General features: G+C 68.3%; 23 protein-coding genes, 2 tRNA genes and 1 other RNA gene. 13 read left to right on the forward strand and 13 right to left on the reverse strand.

Annotated features, from left to right (window positions below; all coding sequences use genetic code 11):
- Positions 1–31: 31 nt before the first annotated feature.
- Positions 32–433, forward strand: coding sequence for a hypothetical protein (locus B9Y70_RS01500; RefSeq protein ID WP_143337462.1), 402 nt, complete (start codon positions 32–34; stop codon positions 431–433).
- A gap of 50 nt (positions 434–483) precedes the next feature.
- Here the strand turns inward: B9Y70_RS01500 and nrdF are convergent, their stop codons facing one another.
- The 4 genes from nrdF to B9Y70_RS12715 form a co-directional block, all read right to left on the reverse strand.
- Positions 484–1479: a class 1b ribonucleoside-diphosphate reductase subunit beta gene (nrdF, locus tag B9Y70_RS01505; RefSeq protein ID WP_085548473.1), complete on the reverse strand. Its 996-nt coding sequence runs from the start codon at positions 1477–1479 to the stop codon at positions 484–486.
- A 1-nt stretch (position 1480) separates the two neighbouring features.
- Positions 1481–1549, reverse strand: a tRNA-OTHER gene (locus tag B9Y70_RS01510).
- A 71-nt stretch (positions 1550–1620) separates the two neighbouring features.
- Positions 1621–2412, reverse strand: coding sequence for an HAD-IIA family hydrolase (locus tag B9Y70_RS01515; RefSeq protein WP_085548474.1), 792 nt, complete (start codon positions 2410–2412; stop codon positions 1621–1623).
- Between the two features lie 37 nt (positions 2413–2449).
- A complete protein-coding gene (locus tag B9Y70_RS12715) occupies positions 2450–2689 on the reverse strand; it encodes an acyl carrier protein (RefSeq protein WP_159449763.1) in 240 nt (79 codons plus the stop codon).
- Positions 2690–2735: 46 nt separating this feature from the next.
- On the opposite strand from B9Y70_RS12715, the gene B9Y70_RS01525 reads away from it, so the two are divergent.
- Positions 2736–3767, forward strand: coding sequence for an alpha/beta fold hydrolase (locus tag B9Y70_RS01525; RefSeq protein ID WP_143337464.1), 1032 nt, complete (start codon positions 2736–2738; stop codon positions 3765–3767).
- Positions 3768–3777: 10 nt separating this feature from the next.
- Positions 3778–4587: a serine hydrolase domain-containing protein gene (locus tag B9Y70_RS01530; RefSeq protein WP_085548476.1), complete on the forward strand. Its 810-nt coding sequence runs from the start codon at positions 3778–3780 to the stop codon at positions 4585–4587.
- 81 nt (positions 4588–4668) lie between these two features.
- Here B9Y70_RS01530 and B9Y70_RS12980 read toward each other — a convergent pair whose 3' ends face one another.
- Positions 4669–5322 carry a DUF1707 domain-containing protein gene (locus B9Y70_RS12980; protein WP_240309084.1) on the reverse strand — a complete coding sequence of 218 codons (654 nt, stop codon included), beginning with the start codon at positions 5320–5322 and terminating at the stop codon, positions 4669–4671.
- Positions 5323–5893: 571 nt separating this feature from the next.
- Between B9Y70_RS12980 and B9Y70_RS01540 the strand changes: the two genes are divergently transcribed.
- Positions 5894–6187, forward strand: coding sequence for a hypothetical protein (locus B9Y70_RS01540; RefSeq protein ID WP_085548477.1), 294 nt, complete (start codon positions 5894–5896; stop codon positions 6185–6187).
- Between the two features lie 45 nt (positions 6188–6232).
- Here the strand turns inward: B9Y70_RS01540 and aceE are convergent, their stop codons facing one another.
- Complete coding sequence (gene aceE / locus B9Y70_RS01545) at positions 6233–8989, reverse strand: pyruvate dehydrogenase (acetyl-transferring), homodimeric type (RefSeq protein ID WP_085548478.1); 2757 nt, start codon at positions 8987–8989, stop codon at positions 6233–6235.
- 386 nt (positions 8990–9375) lie between these two features.
- Here aceE and B9Y70_RS01550 point away from each other — a divergent pair, with 386 nt between their 5' ends.
- Both B9Y70_RS01550 and B9Y70_RS01555 read left to right on the forward strand, forming a co-directional pair.
- Complete coding sequence (locus B9Y70_RS01550; RefSeq protein ID WP_085548479.1) at positions 9376–9801, forward strand: DUF3052 domain-containing protein; 426 nt, start codon at positions 9376–9378, stop codon at positions 9799–9801.
- A gap of 65 nt (positions 9802–9866) precedes the next feature.
- A tRNA-Val gene (locus B9Y70_RS01555) sits at positions 9867–9942 on the forward strand.
- Positions 9943–9998: 56 nt separating this feature from the next.
- Here the strand turns inward: B9Y70_RS01555 and B9Y70_RS01560 are convergent.
- The 5 genes from B9Y70_RS01560 to B9Y70_RS01580 form a co-directional block, all read right to left on the reverse strand.
- Positions 9999–10610, reverse strand: a complete 612-nt coding sequence (locus B9Y70_RS01560; RefSeq protein WP_085548480.1) for a hypothetical protein — start codon at positions 10608–10610, stop codon at positions 9999–10001.
- Between the two features lie 3 nt (positions 10611–10613).
- On the reverse strand, positions 10614–11333 hold the full coding sequence (locus B9Y70_RS01565) for a hypothetical protein (RefSeq protein WP_085548481.1): 720 nt from the start codon (positions 11331–11333) through the stop codon (positions 10614–10616).
- Between the two features lie 76 nt (positions 11334–11409).
- Positions 11410–12387: an SURF1 family cytochrome oxidase biogenesis protein gene (locus tag B9Y70_RS01570; RefSeq protein WP_085548482.1), complete on the reverse strand. Its 978-nt coding sequence runs from the start codon at positions 12385–12387 to the stop codon at positions 11410–11412.
- Between the two features lie 25 nt (positions 12388–12412).
- A complete protein-coding gene (locus B9Y70_RS01575) occupies positions 12413–12925 on the reverse strand; it encodes a low molecular weight protein-tyrosine-phosphatase (protein WP_085548483.1) in 513 nt (170 codons plus the stop codon).
- Positions 12900–13556, reverse strand: coding sequence for an HAD hydrolase-like protein (locus tag B9Y70_RS01580; protein WP_085548484.1), 657 nt, complete (start codon positions 13554–13556; stop codon positions 12900–12902). Before B9Y70_RS01580 ends, B9Y70_RS01575 begins: the two co-directional genes overlap by 26 nt.
- Positions 13557–13676: 120 nt before the next feature.
- Here B9Y70_RS01580 and B9Y70_RS01585 point away from each other — a divergent pair, with 120 nt between their 5' ends.
- From B9Y70_RS01585 to rnpB, 5 genes are all read left to right on the forward strand, one after another.
- Positions 13677–14120, forward strand: coding sequence for a DUF4274 domain-containing protein (locus B9Y70_RS01585; protein ID WP_275886731.1), 444 nt, complete (start codon positions 13677–13679; stop codon positions 14118–14120).
- 23 nt (positions 14121–14143) lie between these two features.
- Positions 14144–15277, forward strand: a complete 1134-nt coding sequence (locus tag B9Y70_RS01590; RefSeq protein WP_085548486.1) for a Nif3-like dinuclear metal center hexameric protein — start codon at positions 14144–14146, stop codon at positions 15275–15277.
- An 11-nt stretch (positions 15278–15288) separates the two neighbouring features.
- Positions 15289–16011 carry a zinc ribbon domain-containing protein gene (locus tag B9Y70_RS01595; RefSeq protein WP_085548487.1) on the forward strand — a complete coding sequence of 241 codons (723 nt, stop codon included), beginning with the start codon at positions 15289–15291 and terminating at the stop codon, positions 16009–16011.
- Positions 16011–17174 (forward strand): bifunctional RNase H/acid phosphatase, encoded by a 1164-nt coding sequence (locus tag B9Y70_RS01600; protein WP_240309085.1) that lies wholly within the window; start codon positions 16011–16013, stop codon positions 17172–17174. The genes B9Y70_RS01595 and B9Y70_RS01600 overlap by 1 nt, the downstream gene beginning before the upstream one ends.
- 32 nt (positions 17175–17206) lie before the next feature.
- Positions 17207–17603: RNase P RNA component class A (gene rnpB, locus B9Y70_RS01605), an RNA gene on the forward strand.
- Here rnpB and B9Y70_RS01610 read toward each other — a convergent pair.
- On the reverse strand, positions 17597–17809 hold the full coding sequence (locus B9Y70_RS01610; protein WP_085548488.1) for a hypothetical protein: 213 nt from the start codon (positions 17807–17809) through the stop codon (positions 17597–17599). The two genes, rnpB and B9Y70_RS01610, sit on opposite strands and share 7 nt — an antisense overlap.
- Before the next feature lie 89 nt (positions 17810–17898).
- Between B9Y70_RS01610 and B9Y70_RS01615 the strand changes: the two genes are divergently transcribed.
- Positions 17899–18948: an alpha/beta fold hydrolase gene (locus B9Y70_RS01615; protein ID WP_085548489.1), complete on the forward strand. Its 1050-nt coding sequence runs from the start codon at positions 17899–17901 to the stop codon at positions 18946–18948.
- A gap of 34 nt (positions 18949–18982) precedes the next feature.
- On the forward strand, positions 18983–20380 hold the full coding sequence (locus tag B9Y70_RS01620; protein WP_085548490.1) for an RNB domain-containing ribonuclease: 1398 nt from the start codon (positions 18983–18985) through the stop codon (positions 20378–20380).
- Here the strand turns inward: B9Y70_RS01620 and B9Y70_RS01625 are convergent.
- Positions 20377–20985, reverse strand: coding sequence for a DJ-1/PfpI family protein (locus B9Y70_RS01625; RefSeq protein ID WP_085548491.1), 609 nt, complete (start codon positions 20983–20985; stop codon positions 20377–20379). The genes B9Y70_RS01620 and B9Y70_RS01625 overlap by 4 nt on opposite strands.
- Between the last annotated feature and the right edge of the window lie 7 nt (positions 20986–20992).

Genomic DNA, 20992 nt, shown 5'->3' on the forward strand with positions numbered 1-20992 from the left:
CGGTGGCCGTATCTGCCGAAGGATCTTCGACATGACCACCCTTGCACCCTCGCTCGCACGATGGTTGGGCGCCGCCGATTCCAAGGCACCGGACCACCTGTGGGAGACCTCTGACGTGACCGCCCCGGCGACCCTCACCGCGCACACCGCCGTACTCACCATCACCGGCATGCCGCGCGCCCTGCGCCCCCGCATAGAGACCGCCATGGTCCTGTGCGTCCCCAGCGACTCCGCCCTGGAGATCCCCGGCGCGGACCCGCTCACCGCCGACTGGTTCACCCCCTGGCGCCGGTCCGGCGGCCGGGGCCCCGGGCTCCACGTCGCCTGCCGCCAGGTCCTCACCGGCACCGAGGAGGAGTTCGACCGTCTGCGTACCGTCGTGGAGAACCTCGCCCGCCAGCACGGCTTCAGCGCGGAGCTGACGCCGGCCTGAGACGACGAACGCCGCGCGGGGTACGCGCGGCGTCGATAAGCGGGAGGGAGCTAGAAGTCCCAGTCGTCGTCCGTGGTCTCCTCGGCGGTGCCGATGACGTAGGAGGAACCCGAGCCGGAGAAGAAGTCGTGGTTCTCGTTGGCGGAGGGGTCCAGGGAGGTCATGACGCCGGCGTTGAAGCGGCAGGAGTCCGGCGGGAAGATGCCCTCGAAGCCGAGGTTGTTCATCGCCTTGTTCGCGTTGTAACGCAGGAAGGACTTGACGTCCTCGGTCCAGCCGATCGGATCGTAGATGTCCTGGGTGTAGTGGGCCTCGTTGTCGTAGAGGTCGAGGAGCATCTCGAGGGCGAAGTCCTTGTCGGCGGCGTTCTCCTCCTCCGACAGGTGCTTGGCGGCCTGCTGGAACTTGTAGCCGATGTAGTAGCCGTGAACGGCCTCGTCACGGATGATGAGGCGGATGATGTCCGCGGCGTTGGTGATCTTGCCCATCGATGCGAAACGCAGCGGCAGGTAGAAGCCCGAGTAGAAAAGGAAGGACTCCAGCATGACGGAGGCGATCTTCTTCCGCTGCGGCGAACCCGTCTGGTATTGCTCGATGATGGTGCGGCCCTTGTACTGCAGGTTCTCGTTCTCACGGGACCAGCGGAAGGCGGCGTCGATCTCCGGGGTGTCGGCCAGCGTCATGAAGATGTTGGAGTAGCTCTTCGCGTGCACCGACTCCATGAAGGCGATGTTGGTGTACACGGCCTCCTCGTGCGGGGTCACCGCATCCGGGAGGATCGACACGGCGCCGACGGTGCCCTGCATGGTGTCCAGGAAGGTCAGGCCGGTGAACACACGCATGGTGGCCAGCTGCTCCTCGTCGGTCATGTTGCGCCACGACGGGATGTCGTTGGACACCGGGACCTTCTCGGGCAGCCAGAAGTTCGAGGTGAGGCGGTTCCAGATATCCAGGTCGGTCTGGTCCGGGATGCGGTTCCAGTCGATGGAGTCGAGGACGTCGCCGTCCTCGTAGTGGACAGGGGTGCTGATCGTCTTTGTGCTCACGTTCTCCCACCGGGACTCGAACCCGGGAAGCCGGAAAAGACCAGCGTGTTGCCTGTTACACCATGGGAAATCCCCTGTTTCAGTGCCGGGCCAGGGGCAGCCCTCTGAGTCCACACTGTAGCCCTACCGCGCGGGATCCTGCTAGTCCTCCCCGATGGGATCGAGGATCCGGTCCGCGACCTCCCCGATGTCGTCGACGACCCGGGTCGGGCGGTAGGGGTGGCGATCGATCTCGGCGTCGTCGGAGATGCCGGAACGCACGAGGATGGTGCGCAGACCGGCCTCCATTCCGGTCTTGATGTCGGTGTCCATGCGGTCGCCGATCATGACGGTGTTCTCCGAGTGCGCGCCCATGGTGTTGAGCGCCGAGCGCAGCATCATGGGGTTCGGCTTGCCGACGTAGTACGGCCGCTTGCCCGTCGCCGCGGTGATGAGCGCGGCCACCGAGCCCGTCGCCGGCAGGATGCCCTGCGGGGCCGGGCCGGTGACGTCCGGGTTGGTGCAGATGAACCGGGCACCACCGACGATGAGGTTGATGGCGGTGGTGATCGCCTCGAGGGAGTAGGTGCGGGTCTCGCCCAGCACGACGAACTCCGGGGAGGAGTCGGTGAGGATCCACCCCTTGGCGTGCAGGGCGGTGGTCAACCCGGACTCGCCGACGACGTAGGCGGTGCCCTCCTGGCGCTGCTGGGCCAGGAAGTGGGCGGTGGCGGAAGCGGAGGTCCAGATCCGCTCGGCGGGGATCCGCAGGCCGGCGGAGGCCAGGCGGGCGGAGAGGTCGCGTGGGGTGTGGATCGAGTTGTTGGTCAGGACCATGAACTCGATGTCGTGCTCGTGGAGGGCACGGAGGAAGCGGTCGGCGCCGGGAATCATCTCGCCCTCGCGGATGAGGACGCCGTCCATGTCGGTGAGGTAGCTGATACTGGCGGTCATGACCGTCAGTATCGTCGCTGCGGACGCTGAGCGCGCGCTAAGTGCGGTGGGCCTCGATGTGGGCGTCGAGCTCGCCGACGGTGGGCAGGGAGAAGACCGTCTCGTCGTCGAGACGCACACCGAAGGTGTCCTCGATGCGGACAGCGATCTCGATCATCGCCAGCGAGGAGATCCCCAGTTCCGTCAGCTTCGCGTCCGGGGTGAGCGACTCCGGCTCGAGGCCGGAGGCTTCCTCGATGATCTGGGCGAGTTCGGGAGAGGGGACAGGCTGAGTCATGGCACCGATCCTAGTGGGCGGGGGAGTGATCGGTAGTCTCGGTTGTATGTTTTTCACCCCTCGTGACATTTCGCAGCTCGTCCGCAGCTGGGTGATGCGACTGACCCCGGGCGGCCGCCGTCGCCTCGCCCTGGAACTCGGCGAACTGCACTCCGGGGTGCGCGAGCCGGGGCTGACGAACATCGACAAGGTCGGCACCGTCGACAACGACGGCATCCTCGTCCACTGGTACGAATACGGCAAGGTCCGCGCGCACGACTCCTCGGTCACCATCGTCTTCGTCCACGGCTTCACGCTGGCCGCGGAATCCTTCTTCATGCAGGTCAATCACCTTCGGGAGAGGTGGCCGTCCGCCCGGATCCTGCTTCTCGACGTCCGCGGCCACGGACAGACCGGCAAGGTCGACCCCTCCCTGTGCACCGTCGAGGGCGCGGCCGACGACACCCTCGCCGTCCTGCGCGCCCGCGGGGTGGAAGGGCCCATCATCCTCGTCGGGCATTCCCTCGGCGGCCTGGTGGCACTCAACCTCGTGCGCCGCTGCCCACCGGTGCTGCGCGGCAACATCGCCGGCATCGTCCTCGTGGCCACCTCCATCGAGGCGCTCTCCGACCAGGGACTGCCGCAGATCCTCGCCTCCCCGGTCGCGGACCAGGTGTACAACGCGGTGGAGAGCTCCCCGAAGGAGGCCCGCAAGTTCAAGGAGCAGGCCGCGATGATCTTCGCGCCCGCCCTGGCCGTCACCGTGTTCCACCGGAAGACCGACTACGACATCGTCGAGTTCCACGCCGCCATGATCCACGAGACCCCGCTGGAGACCTTCGTCGGCTATTTCGAGGACCTGCAGGAACACGACGAGCTGGCCGCCGGCGAGCACCTGCAGGGCATCCCCGGCTACGTCATCGCCGGGGAGAAGGACGACGTCACCCCGCTGTCCCAGGCCGAGCGCCTCATCGAGGTGTGGCCCGACGCCTGGCTGCAGATCGCGCAGCACGCCGGCCACATGGTGCCCCTCGAGGCACCTGAGGTCCTCAACGCCGCGATCGACCGCCTGATGATCCGCACGCTGGAGGACAACTAGACTGACGGGCGTGACTGCTCTGGATCTGGTGAAGGACTGGCCCGTCGACACGTTTGCGGCGGCGGTGATCAACGGTGACGACATCGACCGCGTCGGCGACCTGGGTAAGGTCTTCGACCTCATGAGCGTGACCAAACCGCTCTCCGCCTACGGCTTCCTCATGGCGGTGGAGGAGGGCATCTTCGACCTCGACACCCCACTCGGGCCGGAGGGCTCGACCGTCCGCCACCTCCTGGCGCACGCCAGCGGCGTCGGTTTCAAGGAGGGCGACAAGGTCCGCGGGGTGGGCGAGCGCCGTGTCTACTCCAACTACGGTTTCGAGATTCTTGCCGACGCCGTCTCCGCGGCCGCCGGCATGACCTTCGCCGACTACCTCCGGGAGGGCATCCTCGACCCGCTGGGCATGAAGTGGACCCGCCTCCTCGGGTCCGCCGGCTGGGAGGCCGAGGGCACCGCCCACGACTTCATCACCTTCCTCCTCGAGCTGATGAACCCCACCCTGCTGCACGAGTCCACCATGGCCGAGGCCACCACCGTGCAGTTCCCCGAGCTCAACGGCATCGTCCCCGGCTACGGCATGATGAAGCCCTGCCCCTGGGGCCTGGGCTTCGAGATCAAGGGGGAGAAGGACCCGCACTGGACCGGCGCCAGCATGCCCGCCGACACCTTCGGCCACTTCGGCCAGTCCGGCACCTACCTGTGGGTCGCGCCGGGCACGGGCCGCGCCATGGTGGCGCTGACCGACCGCCCCTTCGGCGACTGGGCCAAGCCCCTGTGGGCCGAGACAAATGAGGCGATCTGGGCCGAGCTGGAGGGGTAGCTGCACTTTCACCCCGACTGAGGACACGTCACCACGACGGTGTCCCGGACGACGGTGGGGGTATAAGGGCACGGGCGTGCCCTAACCCCCGAACAACTTGTTCCAGAGGGTGTTGGTCTCCGGGGCCTGACGGGTGATCACCTTGACGGTGCAGCCCCGCACCACACCGGTGAGCACCACGCGCGGGGCGTTGGGGTGCGGCTGCGTCGTCTCGACGCTTACGGTGGACAGCGTGTCCCTGAGGCGGTTCTCCACGTACACGCCGGGCGGGACGATGATCTCCACGACCGACATGGTGGCGTTGATCTCGAAGGTGCAGACCGGGGCTGCCGCCTGCGCCTGCCGCAGGTCGAGCTTGAGGGTGGAGCCGTTGAGCTTGAAACGCGACTTCTCGGGCACGGTCCACTGGCCGACGCGCTTGATCTCGCCCATCGTCGACACGACGGGCTGGTTCTCCACGGGCATGGCCAGGTGGGCGTCGGGCTGCGCCATCGGCACCGGGGTGTTCGGGAGCGGCGGCTGCTGCTGCATGGGGGCCGGCGGGCGGTAGCTGAGGTACTGGGCCCGGATGTGGTCGAGGACCGACTTGTCCTGCGTCGACCACACGACGTCACACAGTCTGTCGAACTCGTCGAACTGCAGACGGCCCGTACCGACCAGCCTGGTCAGGTCGGCCTGCAACTGTTCGCGGTCCTCATCGCGCGGCGGGACGGGGCGATTTCTGCGGGGTATCACGCAGACCACGATACCGCTCGCCCAACCATTCGAGCTGGCGGCAGGTCATGTCGGGTGCCGGGGATAGCGTCAGCCCCATGATCAATTGGCGAATGGAAGGTACCGATGAACAGGGCAGGACCCGTTTCGTCGAGTACGCGCGCGGGGAGTACCGGGCGGACCCCGAGACCGACGGGGACCTGCGGGGAGAGGACCTCATCCTGGAGAGGTCCGGCCCCGACGCGGTCACCGGCGATCCGCGCGGCGGGGAGTGGCATTGGTTCCGCGCCGGACGCTGGTACCTGGAGCAGGACGTGGGGCTGCGGGTGACGGTCACCGGGTCGGAGCCGGAGTTCCCCCTCGAGTTCGTCCGGCACTCGGGGAGCTGCGGGTTCATCGACGCCCATGACCCGATGCTGATGCTCATCAACGAGATCTACCAGGTGTTCCGCCGCACCCGGAACCACCCGCTCAAGGACGAGCTGCCCCCGCAGCTCTTCGCGGAGGTGGGGTGGTCCTTCGTGGAGGCGGTGCGGGCCGACGCCCCGGGGGGGGGGTCGTCCGCCGCTGCCGGGCACTCCAGTGGATGCGTATGCAGGACACCGTCGAAGCCGAGGACCCGTCCCTGGCGGAGGAGTTCGGGGAGCCCGCCGACCCGGCGGAGACCGACCTCGTGGCCCGCGGCCCGCGTGTCTACCTCACGGAGACCCGCAACCTCCTGCGCCCGGTGGTCATCTCCCGCCTGGGTGACGCGCTGCGGACCAAGCTGCCCGCCGACGCGGCGGAGGCTCTCGACGCCGCGGTGGCCGCGGCGCTCACCGCCCGGGACATGTCCTGGCCGCGGGAGTACACGCGGGGGCTACCGGGGCGTCGGCAAGCACGCTGAAAGCAGCAAGGCCCTGCCGAAGCAGGGCCTTCACCGGGGGATCACCTACACAGAGGTCGGATCATCCAGCTGGTACTTCTCGGCGGCCTGCTGGGCGACCGAGATGTCGATCTTGCCCTCGCGGGCCAGGCCCATGAGCACGGCGACGACCACCGACTCGGCGTCGATGTTGAAGTAGCGGCGTGCGGCCGGGCGGGTGTCGGAGAATCCGAAGCCGTCGGCACCGAGGACGATGTACTCGCCCGGGACGTAGGCGCGGATCTGCTCCTGCAGATCGGTGGCGAAGTCGGACACCGCGACGAACGTGCCGCCGTTGACCTTCTTCATCTGCTGCGTGGCGAAGGCCTCCTCGATGTCGGCGGCCGGGTTGCGCAGCTGCTCCTTGTTCTTCGCCGCTCCCTCGCGGGCCAGCTCGACCCAGGAGGTGACGGAGAAGACGTTGGCCTTCACGCCGTACTCCTCGGCCAGCATCTGCTGGGCCTTGAGGGCCCACTGCATGCCGACGCCGGAGGCCAGGATGGAGGCCTCGTGGCTGCCCTCGACCTCGAGCTCCTCGGCGCGGGAGAACAGGTACATGCCCTTGTGCAGGCCCTCGACGTCGAGGTTCTCCGGCTCCGCCGGCTGCGGGACCGGCTCGTTGTACACGGTGAGGTAGTAGATGACGTTCTCACCGCGGTCCGGGCCGTACATGCGGTCGATGCCCTCGTGCAGCAGGTGCGCGATCTCGTAGGCGAAGGCCGGGTCGTAGGACACGACACCCGGGTTCGTCGACGCCAGGATCTGGGAGTGACCGTCCATGTGCTGCAGACCCTCACCCGTCAGGGTGGTGCGGCCGGCGGTGGCACCGATGAGGAAACCACGGACCATCTGGTCGGCGGCGGCCCAGATGCCGTCGCCGGTGCGCTGGAAACCGAACATCGAGTAGAAGATGTACAGCGGGATCATCGCCTCGCCGTGGGTGGCGTAGGAGGAACCGGCGGCCATGAAGGACGCCACCGAACCGGCCTCGTTGATGCCCTCGTGCAGGATCTGACCGTCCGTGGACTCCCGGTAGGAGAGCATCAGGTCGTGGTCGACCGGCACGTAGTTCTGGCCGTGCGGGTTGTAGATCTTCAGGGTCGGGAACCAGGAGTCCAGGCCGAAGGTACGGGCCTCATCCGGGATGATCGGCACGACGCGCTTACCCAGCTCCTTGTCACGCATCAGCTCCTTGAAGGCACGCACCAGCGCCATTGTGGAGGCGACCTCCTGCTTGCCGGAACCCTTGCGCACGCTGCGCAGCTTGTCGATGTCCGGCACCTGGATCGGGGTGTAGTCCTGGCGACGCTCCGGCACGAAACCGCCCAGCTCCTCGCGGCGCTTCTTCATGTACTGGATCTCCGGGGCGTCCTCGCCCGGGTGGTAGTACGGCGGCAGGTACGGATCGGCCTCGAGGACCTCGTCCGGGATCGGGATGGACTGCTTGTCGCGGAAGTTCTTCAGGTCCTCGGCGGCCAGCTTCTTCATCTGGTGGGTCGCGTTGCGGCCCTCGAAGTTGTGGCCCAGGCCGTAGCCCTTGATGGTGAACGCCAGGATGACGGTCGGGCGGTCCTTGGTCTCCAGGGCGCGCTGGTAGGCGGCGTAGACCTTGCGGTAGTCGTGGCCACCGCGCGGCAGGGCCCAGATCTCCTCGTCGGTCATGTCCTCGACCAGCTTGGCGGTGCGCTCGTCGCGGCCGAAGAAGTGCTCGCGGACGTAGGCACCGTCGTTGGCCTTGAAGGTCTGGTAGTCACCGTCCGGGGTGGTGTTCATGACGTTGACCAGGGCGCCGTCCTTGTCCTTCTCCAGCAGGGCGTCCCACTCGCGGCCCCAGATGACCTTGATGACGGACCAGCCGGCACCGCGGAAGAAGGACTCCAGCTCCTGGATGATCTGCGTGTTACCGCGGACCGGGCCGTCGAGGCGCTGCAGGTTGCAGTTGACCACGAAGGTGAGGTTGTCGAGGTTGTTCAGCGCGGCGTGCTGGATGAGGCCACGGGACTCCGGCTCATCCATCTCGCCGTCACCGAGGAAGGCCCACACATGCTGCTCGGAGGTGTCCTTGATGCCGCGGTTGTGCAGGTAGCGGTTGAAGCGGGCCTGGTAGATGGCGTCCATCGGGCCGAGGCCCATGGACACGGTCGGGAACTCCCAGAACTCCGGCATGCCGTGCGGGTGCGGGTAGGAGGGGATGCCGTTGCCCTCGCCGCGGGAGACCTCCTGGCGGAAGCCGTCGAGATCATCCTCGGACAGACGGCCCTCGAGGAACGCGCGGGCGTAGATACCCGGGGAGGCGTGGCCCTGGAAGAAGATCTGGTCACCGCCGCCCGGATGGTCCTTGCCGCGCCAGAAGTGGTTGAAGCCGACCTCGTAGAGCGGGGCGGCGGAGGCGTACGTGGAGATGTGCCCGCCGACACCGATACCCGGGCGCTGCGCGCGGTGCACCATGATGGCGGCGTTCCAGCGCATCCAGCGGCGGAAACGCTTCTCCATCTCCTCATCGCCCGGGAAATCCGGCTCCATCGTCGTGGGGATGGTGTTGACGAAGTCCGTGGAGGTCAGGTTCGGCAGCGGAACGCGTTTGAGGGCCGCGCGTTCCAGCATGCGCAGCATGAGGTAACGGGCGCGGGCCGGATCCTTCTCCGCGAGCAGACCGTCGAGGGAATCCATCCACTCCTGGGTCTCCTCCGGGTCGGTGTCGTTGAGGTAAGAAGCGACGCCGTCACGGATCGCAGGGTAGGGGGAGTTGCCCTTGCCGCCGTTCGCGTTCAGGTCATCTGCCATGGTGTGCCTCCAGGTTTGTGGTGGTGAGGTGGGGCATCGGGCCCGCCGGGGAAGGTGTTCCGGACGGGCCCGCATGTCGGTGTCCAGGATACGTGTTTTCGTTGGCCAAGGTTCATCGGATCAACTGCAAACTCTGCGAAGACCGGGCCTCGTGGGGTCATTGCTTTCCGACGTCCCGTTTCCCCACGTAGCCGCCTTGTGGCGGCCATCACAGCGCGGTGTTGTTAATTGGGCCCGCCCACCCCCGGCCGGATCACCACGTCGACTGCCCCCGCTGATCACACGAAACCAGGAAAAACCGCTGCACACCTTGTATCCTGCCTAGCAGTACCCGTATAAGGCCGATCCCATACGGGGATCGGCTGCGAACAAGGAGGAAGAACGCAGTGGTGGACGCTCCGGGCGTTGTGAAGAAGAACGCCCAGGACTACGCACAGATCCTCGGCATCCAGCAGGGGATGATCGTCCAGGAAGTCGGATGGGACGAGGATTGTGACTCGGCCATCTCGGAGGCCGTCGAGGACGTCATCGGAGAAGAGCTTCTCGACGAAGACACCGACGAACTCTGCGACGTCGTCCTCCTGTGGTGGCGCGAGGAGGACGGCGACCTGGTCGACAGCCTCGTCGACTCGCTGCGACCCCTCGCCGACAGTGGCCGCATCTGGCTGCTGACCCCCGGCGCCGGCAAGCCCGGCACCATCGCCCCGGGTGAGATCTCCGAATCCGCGCAGCTCGCCGGACTGGTCCAGACCACCGCCACCCGCATCGGTGAGTGGCAGGGCTCCTGCCTCGAGGCCCGCGGCCAGAAGTAGGGGATCAGGTGACGGGCCCTGCTGTGGCCCGTGATACTCTGTCTCCACCCGTTCAGGCGGGTCAGGCGCTCTTAGCTCAGCTGGAAGAGCAACTGGTTTACACCCAGTAGGTCGGCGGTTCGAGCCCGTCAGAGCGCACCATCATACGAGCAGGCCACGCTAGGTTTTCACTGAAACGGTGGGGCCTGCTCCGTCTGTCATTCCGCAGGTTCCGTCACCCGGGCGTTCTCCGCTAGGAGCGCGTCGATGAGGGTGTCGTCGGTGTCCGCGCCCAGCCACAGGGTGATGGGGGTGAGGGTGGGCTCGGCGTAGAACGTGAACGCGTCGTACCCTGCGGGAGCGACGCCCTGCAGGATGTCATCCTCGACCACGGCATCCCCGGTGTCCCCGGTATCTCCGAAGTCGAAGGAGTGGTCGAGCACCGTCCACCCGCGGGTGTAGCGCAGGCTACCGGTGGTGCGGGACCCCGGGTCGCACATCACGCGCACGTTCCGGACCTCCCCGGCGGTGCCAGCGTGTTCGGCGGCGCACAGCACGAACCCCGGCAGGGAGGTGGCGGAGGTCCGCGACAGCTCATCGACGTCGATGAACACGCGTGGGAACAACGGGCGGCCGTCCGCTACGAGGCAGAGCAGGGTGGTGAGGGGGCGACGTCGAAAAGCGGCCTCGTCGGGGACGACGATCTCGCCGCGGGGAGTGAAGCCGTGCTCGGCGAGCGTCGACACGCTGCGGTCCAGCAGGCCGTCATCCGGTTCCGGCACCGGCTCCGGGGCAGGCGGGTCCCCGAAGAGGCGCTGCCAGATCCCCACCGGTCAGCGCTCCTCGTGGAGACGGCCGGCGATGCGCGCCTCCGCGGCGGTGTCCTCGGTGGAGAAGATGCGGGCCACCTCGGTGGCGTGCTGCTCGGGCACCCACACGTGGACGCCGTAGTCACCGGTGGACACCCAGCGGTGACCGGCCGGGGTGGCGTCCTCGAAGAGCCGGCGCACCACATCCGGGTCCGCCCAGTCGCCCTCCACCGCGATGTCGATGTGCACGGCCTCCCCGCCCTTGAGGTAGGAGAGCTCGCCGACCGGGTTGTCCGCGAAATCGGGCCCGAAGTGCAGGTCACACTGCACCTCGGCGAAGCGGTCGCGGGTGCCGGCGGCATCGGCGATCTCCGCCAGCAGCAGCGCGTAGGTGTCGTTGGAGTTCACGCACTCCGGGTCGAACACGAGGGTGCGGGGGAACAGCGGGGTGCCGTCATCGTCCGACAGCTGCAGCAGTGCGCTGAGCTGCTCGAGGCGAAAACCCCGGGGTCCGTTGTAGAAGTCGAAGTCGATGCCGTCGACGGTGATCTCGCGGGTGGGGTGGAAGCCGAAGTCGGCGGCGTTGTCGAGCGCGAGGAGCAGCGCCTGCGCCGCCTCACGCGGGTCGCAGCTCAGCTGCGTGGGCTCGGGCGTGCGCCAGCGGCGAGGCAGGGCCGTGCCGACCGCGCGGGCGTCGATGCGCCGGTCAGTGCCGGTTCCGAGTAGTCGATGCCAGAAACCCATGGTGTCTCCTGCGGAAACTAGGCGGGGTGCGTGACCCCACCCTAGTGCCTCGCGGAAGGTTTTGCCCGGAGAAGTGTCAGAAACGCTCCCGCTCGCGCCTGGCGAAGCGTTCGTAGTGGTCAGGGCGGGCGTCGCCGTACCGGGCCCGGCGGCGCGACTGCTTATCGACGTCCGCGTCCCCCACCGCGGCCGGCGCCGTCACGGTTCCCGCCTCCGCCTGGTCGGGGGCGTCGGTGGGGGCGTCGACAAGCTCCTGCGACTCCTCGCGGACGCGGCGACGCTCGCGGAGTTCGGCCCAGATGAAGTACCCCAGGCCCAGCGGGGCCATGATGCCGAAGGCGATCCACTGGAAACCGTAGGACAGGTGCGAACCGCGGTCGAGCTTGGGCACCGGGATGGCGTTGAGCTCGCCCGGCTCGCCCTCGGAGAGCTGGACGTAGTCGTGCGCCAGCGGCACGCCGACGACCTCGGAGACCTGCTGGGTGTGGATGCCGTAGACCTGCCGGTACCCCTGGTCCTCCATGGGGGCGGTGGTCGGGGCGATCTCGTTGAGGCGGGCGTGACCGTGGATCGTGACCTCGCCTGCGGGGGCCTCGGTCATGTCCGGGATGTTGCCGTCGATGGGCACCGTGAAACCACGGTTGACCAGGATCGTCTCACCGGAGACGAGGCGGAACGGGGTCAGTGCGTGGAAAGCGGGGGAGGAGTCGACGGGGCGCATGCGCAGCAGGACCTCATCGCCCGGCAGGTACTCGCCCTGCAGGGTGACGCGCCGCCACTCGTCCTCGGGGGTGATCCGCCCCTGGGGGCCGAAGACCTCCGCGGCCGGGACCGGATCGGCCTTGAACGCGGCGTCGATCTGGTTGTTGCGATGGACGATGGCGTCGTCCTTGCCCAGCTGCCAGGGCGCGAGGAACGTGAATGCGACGTAGGAGAACGCCACGATGATGAGGAACATCATGATCCAGCCGGGCTTGAGGAAGGTCAGCAGACCCTTCTTGCCCGAGCTGTGCCTGCTGCCGTAGCGCTGCCTTGACGTATCCTTCGTATCCATCGAAAGTTCAGTGTACAGGGCGTGTCTAGTGTGCCCCCGTGCCCACCTTCACCGCGGCGCGGACGTGCTCCAGCAGGCCCGCGACGGAGGCCTCGATCTGCTCCCGCGTCTCGACGAAACCCTCCGGCCCGCCGTAGTACGGGTCGGCGACCGACGCCTGCTCCGGGGCACCCGGGTCGAAGCTGCGCAGCAGGCGGATCTTCCCCTCCGGCACGCCGCGGGCGATGAGCTCGGAGACGTGGCCGGTGTCGAGGGCCACGAGCAGGTCGGCGGCCATGTCCTCCGGGCCGAGCTGGGAGGCGATGTGGTCGGAGCCGTCGTGGCCGGCGGCGCGCAGCTCCGCGACGGCGCGACGGTCGGCGCCGTTACCGACATGCCAGCCACCGATGCCGCAGGAGGACACCCGCACGTGCTCGGTGAGACCCTCGGCCTCGACGGCGTCGTGGAAGATCACCTCAGCCATGGGGGAGCGGCAGATGTTGCCGGTGCAGACGAAGTCGACGTGATAGCGCTCATCCTCGTGCGGCGAGCCAGTCATGGACGATCCCTTCCAGATCCTGGGGCGTGTGTGCGGTGCGGGCGGCGGTGGCCCACTCCTCCGGGGTTCCGTAACCCCATGAGACGGCCACTGTATCAATACCGTGTGCGGCGGCTCCCTCGATGTCGTGGGAGCGGTCGCCGACCATGAGAATATCGTGCGTCGCCGCCGACCACCCGTTCGTGGAGAGAACGTAGTCGATGACCGCGGATTTTCCACGTCGCGGTCCGTCCTCCTGGGCGGCGCCGAGGAAATCGATGTGCTCCAGGAAACCCTCCCGCTCAAGGATGAGGCGCGCGAAACCCTCGCCCTTGGAGGTGGCGGTGGCGACCGTCAGGCCCTGCTGCTTCCAACCGCGCACCACGTCGAGCATCCCCGGGAAGCTCGTCGCGTTGCCCCACCCGCCCCGGCGTGTGTACTCCAGGTAGATCTGCAGGCCCTCGTACGCCTGCTCCGGGGTCATGCCGAGCGAGCGCAGCGTCACCTCCATCGGAGGGCCGGCGATATGGTCGGTGAACTCCTGCGGCGGGTGCGGCCAGCCGAGCTGGTCGAGGGTGTGCAGGAAGCCGCCCTGGATGCCGGGGAGGGAATCGATGAGGGTGCCGTCGACGTCGAGAAGAAGAATGCTCACGGCCCCCAATCTGCCACACTGCGCGAACCCGGGGCAGGGCTCAAGATCCTGGGCGTGGACGACAACCTTGATCAGCTCGAGCTGCGCCTCATGCTGTAGATCCTGGACGACGCCGACCCGATTGAATGGTTCGTCACCGCCCAGACCATGAACCACGACGGCGACGGCCTCGTGGAGTGGATGGCGGCGCACCCCCGCCTCGACCGCGCCACCGCCCTCGCCCTCTACTGGCACTCCCAGCCCGGGTACCACCAGGCGTTCGCATCAGAGGAGGAGGTGCCGGACGTCAACCGCAGCGGCTGGCGGGTGATCCACTGGCTGCAGGAGCGCCTGACCAGCGGGGACCTGGCCGACCACGGCCTCGTCTTCGACCCCACCGACGACGCCGCCGGGCACGACTGGACCTCCGAGGCGCGCAACGACGCGGACGCCGCCTGGCAGCTCCCGGGCGAGGAGGTCGACGCCGACGACTGGGCCGCTGAACACGAGTGGGAGGACGGAATGCCACCCGCGGTGTACGAGGTTCTCGAGGAGGCCTTCGACAATGAGGACGAGGAGTATTAGGCGCCCGTCTACACTTGGGGGCCATGACTACCGTCGGTGACATCCGTTCCATCCTCGACACCGCCTACCCGCCCGCGCTCGCCGAGAGCTGGGACGCCGTCGGCCTGATCTGCGGCGACCCGGCCGACGAGGTGCACAAGGTGGCCTTCGCCCTCGACTGCACCCAGGCGGTCGCCGAGGAGGCGGTGCGCCTCGGTACGCAGATGCTCGTCGTGCATCACCCGCTGCTCATGCGGGGGGTGACCTCCGTCGCGGCCGACACCCCGAAGGGGAAGGTCATCCACACCCTCATCCGTGGCGGGGTGGCCCTGTTCGCGGCGCACACCAATGCCGATTCCGCCCGCCCCGGCGTCAACGACCGCCTCGCGGAACTCGTCGGCATCGCACCCGGCCGCCCGATCCTGCCGAAGACGGGCGCGGGCGTCGACAAGTGGGGCGTCCATGTCCCGCCCGCGGATGTCGACACCGTGAAGAAGGCGCTTTTCGACGCCGGCGCCGGCGAGATCGGCAACTACCGCGACTGCGCCTTCGACATCGAGGGCACCGGCCAGTTCACTCCCGTCGAGGGCGCAGACCCCACCGATGGGGAGATCGGCCAGACGTACCGGGCCGCCGAGGTCCGCGTCGAGTTCGTCGCCCCCGCCCGCCTGCGGCGCCCGCTCATCGACGCCCTTCGCGCCGCGCACCCCTACGAGGAGCCCGCGTTCGACATTCTCGAGATGGCCGACACCACCGACACAGCCGATGCCCTGGGGCTCGGCCGCATCGGTGAGCTCCTGGAACCCATGACCCTGCGGGAGTTCACCCAGCAGGTCGCCGACGCCCTGCCCGTCACCGAATGGGGCGTGCGCGCCGCCGGCGACCCGGACGCCGTGGTGCAGAAGGTGGCCGTGAGCTCCGGTTCCGGCGACAGCTTCCTCGACGCCGTCCGCGGCCTCGGGGTCGACGTCTACGTCACCTCTGACCTGCGCCATCACCCCGTCGACGAGTACCTCCGCGCCGGGGGACCGCCCGTCATCGACACCGCCCACTGGGCCAGCGAATTCCCCTGGACGTCGCAGGCTGCTGAGATAGTGGGGGAGAAGGCGGGCGTCGATACGCATGTCATCGACCTGCGCACCGACCCCTGGACCCTGTCCGCCCACGCAAGCGAGTAGAAAGAACAGACATGAAACTCGATCCGATGCAGCAGGCCGTCCTGCTCGAGCTGGCCAACACCGAACGATCCCTCGACGTGGTGGGCGACAAGGCCTTCGTCACCCCGGAGCAGCAGGAGGTCGACCGCCTCACCAAGGAGCAGCAGCGCATGCTCAACGCGTCCGCCGCCGCCCAGATGGCCGTCGACGACATGGAGGCGGAGATCCTCCGCATCCAGGAGGACGAGCGCAAGCTGCGCAAGCGTTCCGCGGATGATAAGGCCCAGCTCGCCGCCGAGACCGACCCGGAGCGTCGCCGCGACCTCGAGCACGACCGCTACTCCGCCAAGTCGCGCATCGCCGACCTCATGGGTGAGCTCACCGAGTGCCACAACCAGATTCACGCCCTGCGCAACAACCGCGACAACCACGGTGCCAAGTGCGACGAGATCGCCCGCCAGCTGGAGGCCGCGAAGCGCGCCGCCGACGCCGCCAATGAGGCCGCCGCAGCCGTGCAGGACCCCGAGGCCCACATCGCCGAGCTGCGCGCCCAGCTCCCCGAGACCGTCCTCGCCGAGTACGACGCCCAGAAGAACGACTCCGACGTCGGCGCCGCCGACTTCAACGGACGCACCTGCGGCGGCTGCTACATCGTCCTGTCCGGCCCCGACCAGCAGCGCATCAACCGCGCCCCCGCCGACGAACTGCCCCAGTGCCCCGAGTGCGGCACCTACCTCATCCGGAAGCAGGTCTAGTGGGCTCCCACGAGCATGTGATCGTCTACGCCGACGGCGGCTCCCGTGGAAACCCGGGGGTCGCCGGTTCCGGTGCAGTGGTCTACGCCGCCGACGGACGCACCGTCCTGCGCGACATCGTCTACGTCGTGGGGAAGAAGGCGACGAACAACGTCGCCGAGTACCACGGCATGCTCCGCGGACTCGAGGCCGCCCGCGACCTGGGGGCCCGCACCGTCGAGGTGTACATGGACTCCAAGCTCGTCGTCGAGCAGATGAGCGGGCGCTGGAAGATCAAACACCCCGACATGCAGAAGCTCGCCCTCGAGGCGCGCCGGGTGATGGACTCCTTCGACGCGATCACCTTCACCTGGGTGCCGCGCGCGAAGAACACCGTGGCCGACGCCCTGTCGAACAAGGCGATGGACGCCGCGGCGGCCGGTGCAAAACCGGGCATCGTCGGCGGCACGGAGACAGCCGACGACTCCGAGATCGTCGCCTCCGCCGGGGCCCAGGTGGGCACCCCGGCCCACTGGACCGGTGCCACCGCCCGCCCCACGCGTTTCGTCCTGCTGCGACACGGCCAGACCGCGATGTCCGCCGCGAAGCAGTACTCCGGCCACTCCAACCCCGAGCTCACCGAACTGGGACTCGAGCAGGCGCGCGCCGCCGCCCGCACCCTGCGGGACCGCGGCGGGATCGACGTCATCGTCTCCTCCCCGCTCACCCGCTGCCTCCAGACGGCCGAGGCCGCCGCGGAGGAGCTGGGCCTGCAGGTGGAGGTCGTCGACAAGCTCATCGAGCAGGACTTCGGTGCCTGGGAGGGCAAGACCTTCGACGAGGCCCACGCCCTCGATCCGCGCCTGCACGACGAGTGGCTGGCCGATCCGTCGCTCGCCCCGCCCGGGGGCGAGTCGCTGCAGAAGCTGCACAACCGCGTCCGCAGCGTGCGCAGGGACCTGCAGGAACGCTACGCCGGGCAGACCGTCCTCGTGGTCTCGCACGTCTCGCCGATCAAGTCGTTTGTCCGGCAGGCGATCGACGCCGGCCCGCACGTGGTGGCGCGCATGTTCCTCGACCTGGCGTCGCTGTCCGTGGTGGAGTTCTTCGGGGACGCCGGGGCGCGCGTCGGCTCCAGCCTGCGGGTGTTCAACGACACCGCCCACCTGCGCTCTTCCCGTTAAGGGCGGGCCGGAGTAAGGTGGAGGCTCGCGAATGAGTCGGCCGGGTGATCGCGGCGTCCTCACCACCCCGTCGTCGGGGCAGGAGGGGGTCGAGGAAAGTCCGGACTCCACCGAGCACGGTGGTTGCTAACGGCAACCCGGGGTGACCCGCGGGCCAGTGCAACAGAAAGTAGACCGCCCGGTTTCGGCCGGGTAAGGGTGAAAGGGTGCGGTAAGAGCGCACCGGCGGGGCAGGTGACTGTCCCGGCCAGGTAAACCCCACCGGGAGCAAGGCATCATGGTCTGCCACGCCGCAGACCGGATCGGACGTTCGAGGGCTGCTCGCCCGAGTCCGAAGGTAGCTGCTTGAGGCGGTCAGCGATGGCCGACCCAGATGGATGATCACCACCCTCACGGGTACAGAATCCGGCTTACAGGCTGGCTCATTCGCCCTTCGTCATGTCGCGGAGCTGCTTCTCGACGACCGCCCGCGCCGCCGCGATGTTCTCACTCGCCGTGCACACGCCCTGGCGCGCCGAGTAGCGCTCCCACTCCCGCCGGATGAGCTCCGCTACGACCTGGTCCTGCGAGCGCCCCGACTCGAGGGCGAGCATCTCCAACTGGGCCTCATGGGTCTCGGACAGGGTGATGTTCATGGTTGACCAGGGTACCTCTGCCTCCGCAGCGACGTAGAGTGTGTGTCACATCACATTTGCCATCAGTGAGTCAGTGACAGGAGAACACCATGTACCACAACCCCTTCTACACCGCGGAGATCCAGGGCCCCTGGGAGGAGATCAGCATCGGCCGTCTCGAGCTGGAGAACGGCGGTGCCATCGAGGACTGCCGTCTCGCCGTGGCCACCCGGGGTGAGCTCAACGAGGCCCGGGACAACGTCATCCTCATCCCCACCTGGTTCACCGGTACGCACCAGGCCTGGCTGGAGACTTACATCGGGGAGGGCCACGCGCTCGATCCGTCGAAGTACTTCATCGTCATCGTCAACCAGATCGGCAACGGCCTGTCGACGTCCCCGCACACCACCGACGACGCATCGATCGCCATGTCACGGTTCCCCTTCGTCAGCATCGGTGACGACGTCGTCGCCCAGGAGCGGCTGCTGCGGGAACACTTCGGCGTCACCGAACTCTTCGCCGTCGTCGGCGCCTCCATGGGAGCCCAGCAGACCTACGAGTGGGCGGTCCGCTTCCCGGACCGCGTCCACCGCGCCGCCCCCATCGCCGGCACCGCGCAGAACACCCCGCACGATCACCTCTTCACCCAGGTGCTTCTCGACGCCGTCACCTCCGACCCCGGATTCAACGGCGGCGAGTACACCAGCCACGAGGACGTCGCCGAGGGGCTCAAGCGGCACGCCCGGGTGTGGGCCATCATGGGCCTGTCCACCGAGTGGTGGAAGACGGAGGCGTGGCGGCCCCTTGAGTTCGAGACGCGCGACCAGGTCGTCGAGGGCTTCCTCGAGCCGACCTTCGCCGCCCTCGACCCCAACTCCCTCGTCGTCATGGGGCGGAAGTGGCAGCACGGCGACGTCGCCAGGCACACCGACGGCGACCTCGCGGCCGCCCTCGGACGGATCCGGGCGAAGGTGTTCGTCATGCCCATCAGCGAGGACATGTTCTTCCCCGTCCGGGACTGCGCCGCCGAGGCCACACTCATCCCGGACGCCGAGCTGCGCGTCATCGACGACGTGGCCGGGCATTTCGCACTCTTCGGATTCGTCCCGGAGTACATGGAGCAGGTGGACCGCCACCTCAACGAGCTGTTCGCGTCCTGAGTCAGCCTCCGCGGATGTGTAACAATGGGGCGTCATGAAGCTCTACGCTGCGCCCCTCAACTTCCGCGGTATCGCCGAGGAATTCGACGTCCCCACCGATTTCCCGGCGGAACTGCACGCGGAGGCCGCCGCGGCGACCGACCGCTTCGCCGGGCAGCGGCGGGACGTGCGGGACATGCAGCTGGTCACCATCGACCCGGTCGGGTCGATGGACCTCGATCAGGCGGTGCACATCGAGCGTCGTGACGGCGGCTACCGCGTCCACTACGCGATCGCCGACGTCGCCGCGTTCATCGCACCGGGCAGCGCCCTGGAGGCCGAGTCCCTGCGCCGCGGCCAGACGATCTACCTGCCCGACGAGCCGGCCCGCCTCCACCCGGAGGAGTTGTCCGAGGGGTCGGCCTCTTTGCTTCCCGACGTCGACCGCCCCGCCGTCCTGTGGACCTTCGACCTCGACTCCGCCGGTGAGGTGGAGCACTTCCACGTCGAACGCGTCCTCGCGCGGTCGTACGCGCGCCTCGACTACGACGCCGTCCACGAGGACTACCTCGCGGGGAGGATGCACCCCTCCATCGAGCTGCTGCCCGAGGTCGGCCAGCTGCGGGAGGTCTCCGGCCTGCGCCGCCGGGCCATCAACCTGCGCCTGCCCTCCCAGCGCGTCCGCTCCCTCGACGACGGCACGTACGAGCTCATCGTCGAGCCACGCCACGAGGTCATGGACTGGAACTCCGAGATCTCCCTGCTCACCGGCATGTGCGCCGGCGTGCTCATGGTCAACCACGGCACCGGTCTGCTGCGCACCCTCGGGCCGGCGACGAAGGAGGCCGGGGACATCTTCCGGGCCGAGGCCCGCGCCCTGGGTTATGACCTCGACGACGACCGCGAGATCGGTGAGTTCCTCCAGTCGGTCGACGCCACCGGCGCCCGCGGTATGGCGATCATACGGGAGGCCCAGAAACTGCTGCGCGGTTCCGGCTACGTTAACCTCGCCACCGGGGAGGCGGAGGTCCATTCCGGTATCGGCGGCTACTACTCGCACGTCACCGCGCCGCTGCGTCGCCTCATCGACCGTTTCGCCACCGAGTACTGCCTGTCCATCTGCGCGGGAACCGAGGTGCCCGACTGGGTGACCGCGCGTGCCGACGAGGTGGTCGAGGTCATGCAGCGCACCTCCTCGCTGGCCAACAGCGTCGACCGCGCCAGCCTCGACCTCACCGAGGCCACCGTGCTCGCCCCGTGGGTGGGCCACAACTTCGACGCCGTCATCCTCACCTCCGACGCCGAGCGCAACCGCGCCCGCATCTTCGTCTCCGACCCGCCGGTGCTGGCCGACGCCGTGGGCAGCCCGGCGCAGGGCACGACGACGCGGGTGTCGCTGGTGCGTGCCGACGTCGAGACGCGCGACGTCACCTTCGCCTGGCCGGCCGACTAACCGCCGAGCAACATCCCGAGGCGCTCGAACCACTCCGGCTGGCCGGTCGCGTGGCCCTGGTGCCAGGCGTGGGCGGCATCCGGGCTGAGCAGCCCGGTGACCGTGAGAATCTCCCGGGTGAACTCCAGCGGGCTGCTGCCCGGGGCGGTGATGAGGGCACCGTCGACGACGACCCGCGCCGCCTCGTAGAGGTGGGTGCCCCCGTAGCCGCTGGCGGCGAGGAACCCGGGCGCATTGCTGGTGTGGTGCCGGTCGTCGAGAAGCCCACGGCGGGCCAGCCCCAGGGTGGCACCGCAGATGGCGGCCACCGGCTGCTCGTGGGTGAGCCGGTCGGCGGCGAGCCCGAGGATCGCGTCATGGCGGGCATCCCAGGTCTCCCCGCCGGGCAGGACGAGCATGTCGATGTGGGCGGGATCGAGGTCGCTGAGCTTGTACTCCGGGCGCAGCGTCAGCCCGCCGAGGGTGGTGACCTCCGCGGTGCTGTCACCGGCCACGATGAGGTCGACGGGCAGACCCGCGCCGCGCAGCTGGGCCAGGGTGCCGACGAGGTGGCCGTACTCCCAGTCGGCCATGGTGTCGAAGGCGTAGAGCACAACGGTCGTCATGCCGCTA

Source organism: Corynebacterium pollutisoli, from assembly GCF_900177745.1.
GTDB classification, from domain to species: Bacteria; Actinomycetota; Actinomycetes; order Mycobacteriales; family Mycobacteriaceae; genus Corynebacterium; species Corynebacterium pollutisoli.

Bases quoted from the DNA above. Each gene is read 5' to 3' on its own strand.
- B9Y70_RS01500 (WP_143337462.1), top strand. From the start codon at position 32: ATGACCACCCTTGCACCCTCGCTCGCACGATGGTTGGGCGCCGCCGAT.
- B9Y70_RS01515 (WP_085548474.1), bottom strand. From the start codon at position 2,412: ATGACCGCCAGTATCAGCTACCTCACCGACATGGACGGCGTCCTCATC.
- B9Y70_RS12715 (WP_159449763.1), bottom strand. From the start codon at position 2,689: ATGACTCAGCCTGTCCCCTCTCCCGAACTCGCCCAGATCATCGAGGAA.
- B9Y70_RS01525 (WP_143337464.1), top strand. From the start codon at position 2,736: ATGTTTTTCACCCCTCGTGACATTTCGCAGCTCGTCCGCAGCTGGGTG.
- B9Y70_RS01540 (WP_085548477.1), top strand. From the start codon at position 5,894: ATGCAGGACACCGTCGAAGCCGAGGACCCGTCCCTGGCGGAGGAGTTC.
- aceE (WP_085548478.1), bottom strand. From the start codon at position 8,989: ATGGCAGATGACCTGAACGCGAACGGCGGCAAGGGCAACTCCCCCTAC.
- B9Y70_RS01565 (WP_085548481.1), bottom strand. From the start codon at position 11,333: ATGGGTTTCTGGCATCGACTACTCGGAACCGGCACTGACCGGCGCATC.
- B9Y70_RS01570 (WP_085548482.1), bottom strand. From the start codon at position 12,387: ATGGATACGAAGGATACGTCAAGGCAGCGCTACGGCAGCAGGCACAGC.
- B9Y70_RS01575 (WP_085548483.1), bottom strand. From the start codon at position 12,925: ATGACTGGCTCGCCGCACGAGGATGAGCGCTATCACGTCGACTTCGTC.
- B9Y70_RS01590 (WP_085548486.1), top strand. From the start codon at position 14,144: ATGACTACCGTCGGTGACATCCGTTCCATCCTCGACACCGCCTACCCG.
- B9Y70_RS01595 (WP_085548487.1), top strand. From the start codon at position 15,289: ATGAAACTCGATCCGATGCAGCAGGCCGTCCTGCTCGAGCTGGCCAAC.
- B9Y70_RS01610 (WP_085548488.1), bottom strand. From the start codon at position 17,809: ATGAACATCACCCTGTCCGAGACCCATGAGGCCCAGTTGGAGATGCTC.
- B9Y70_RS01615 (WP_085548489.1), top strand. From the start codon at position 17,899: ATGTACCACAACCCCTTCTACACCGCGGAGATCCAGGGCCCCTGGGAG.
- B9Y70_RS01620 (WP_085548490.1), top strand. From the start codon at position 18,983: ATGAAGCTCTACGCTGCGCCCCTCAACTTCCGCGGTATCGCCGAGGAA.
- B9Y70_RS01625 (WP_085548491.1), bottom strand. From the start codon at position 20,985: ATGACGACCGTTGTGCTCTACGCCTTCGACACCATGGCCGACTGGGAG.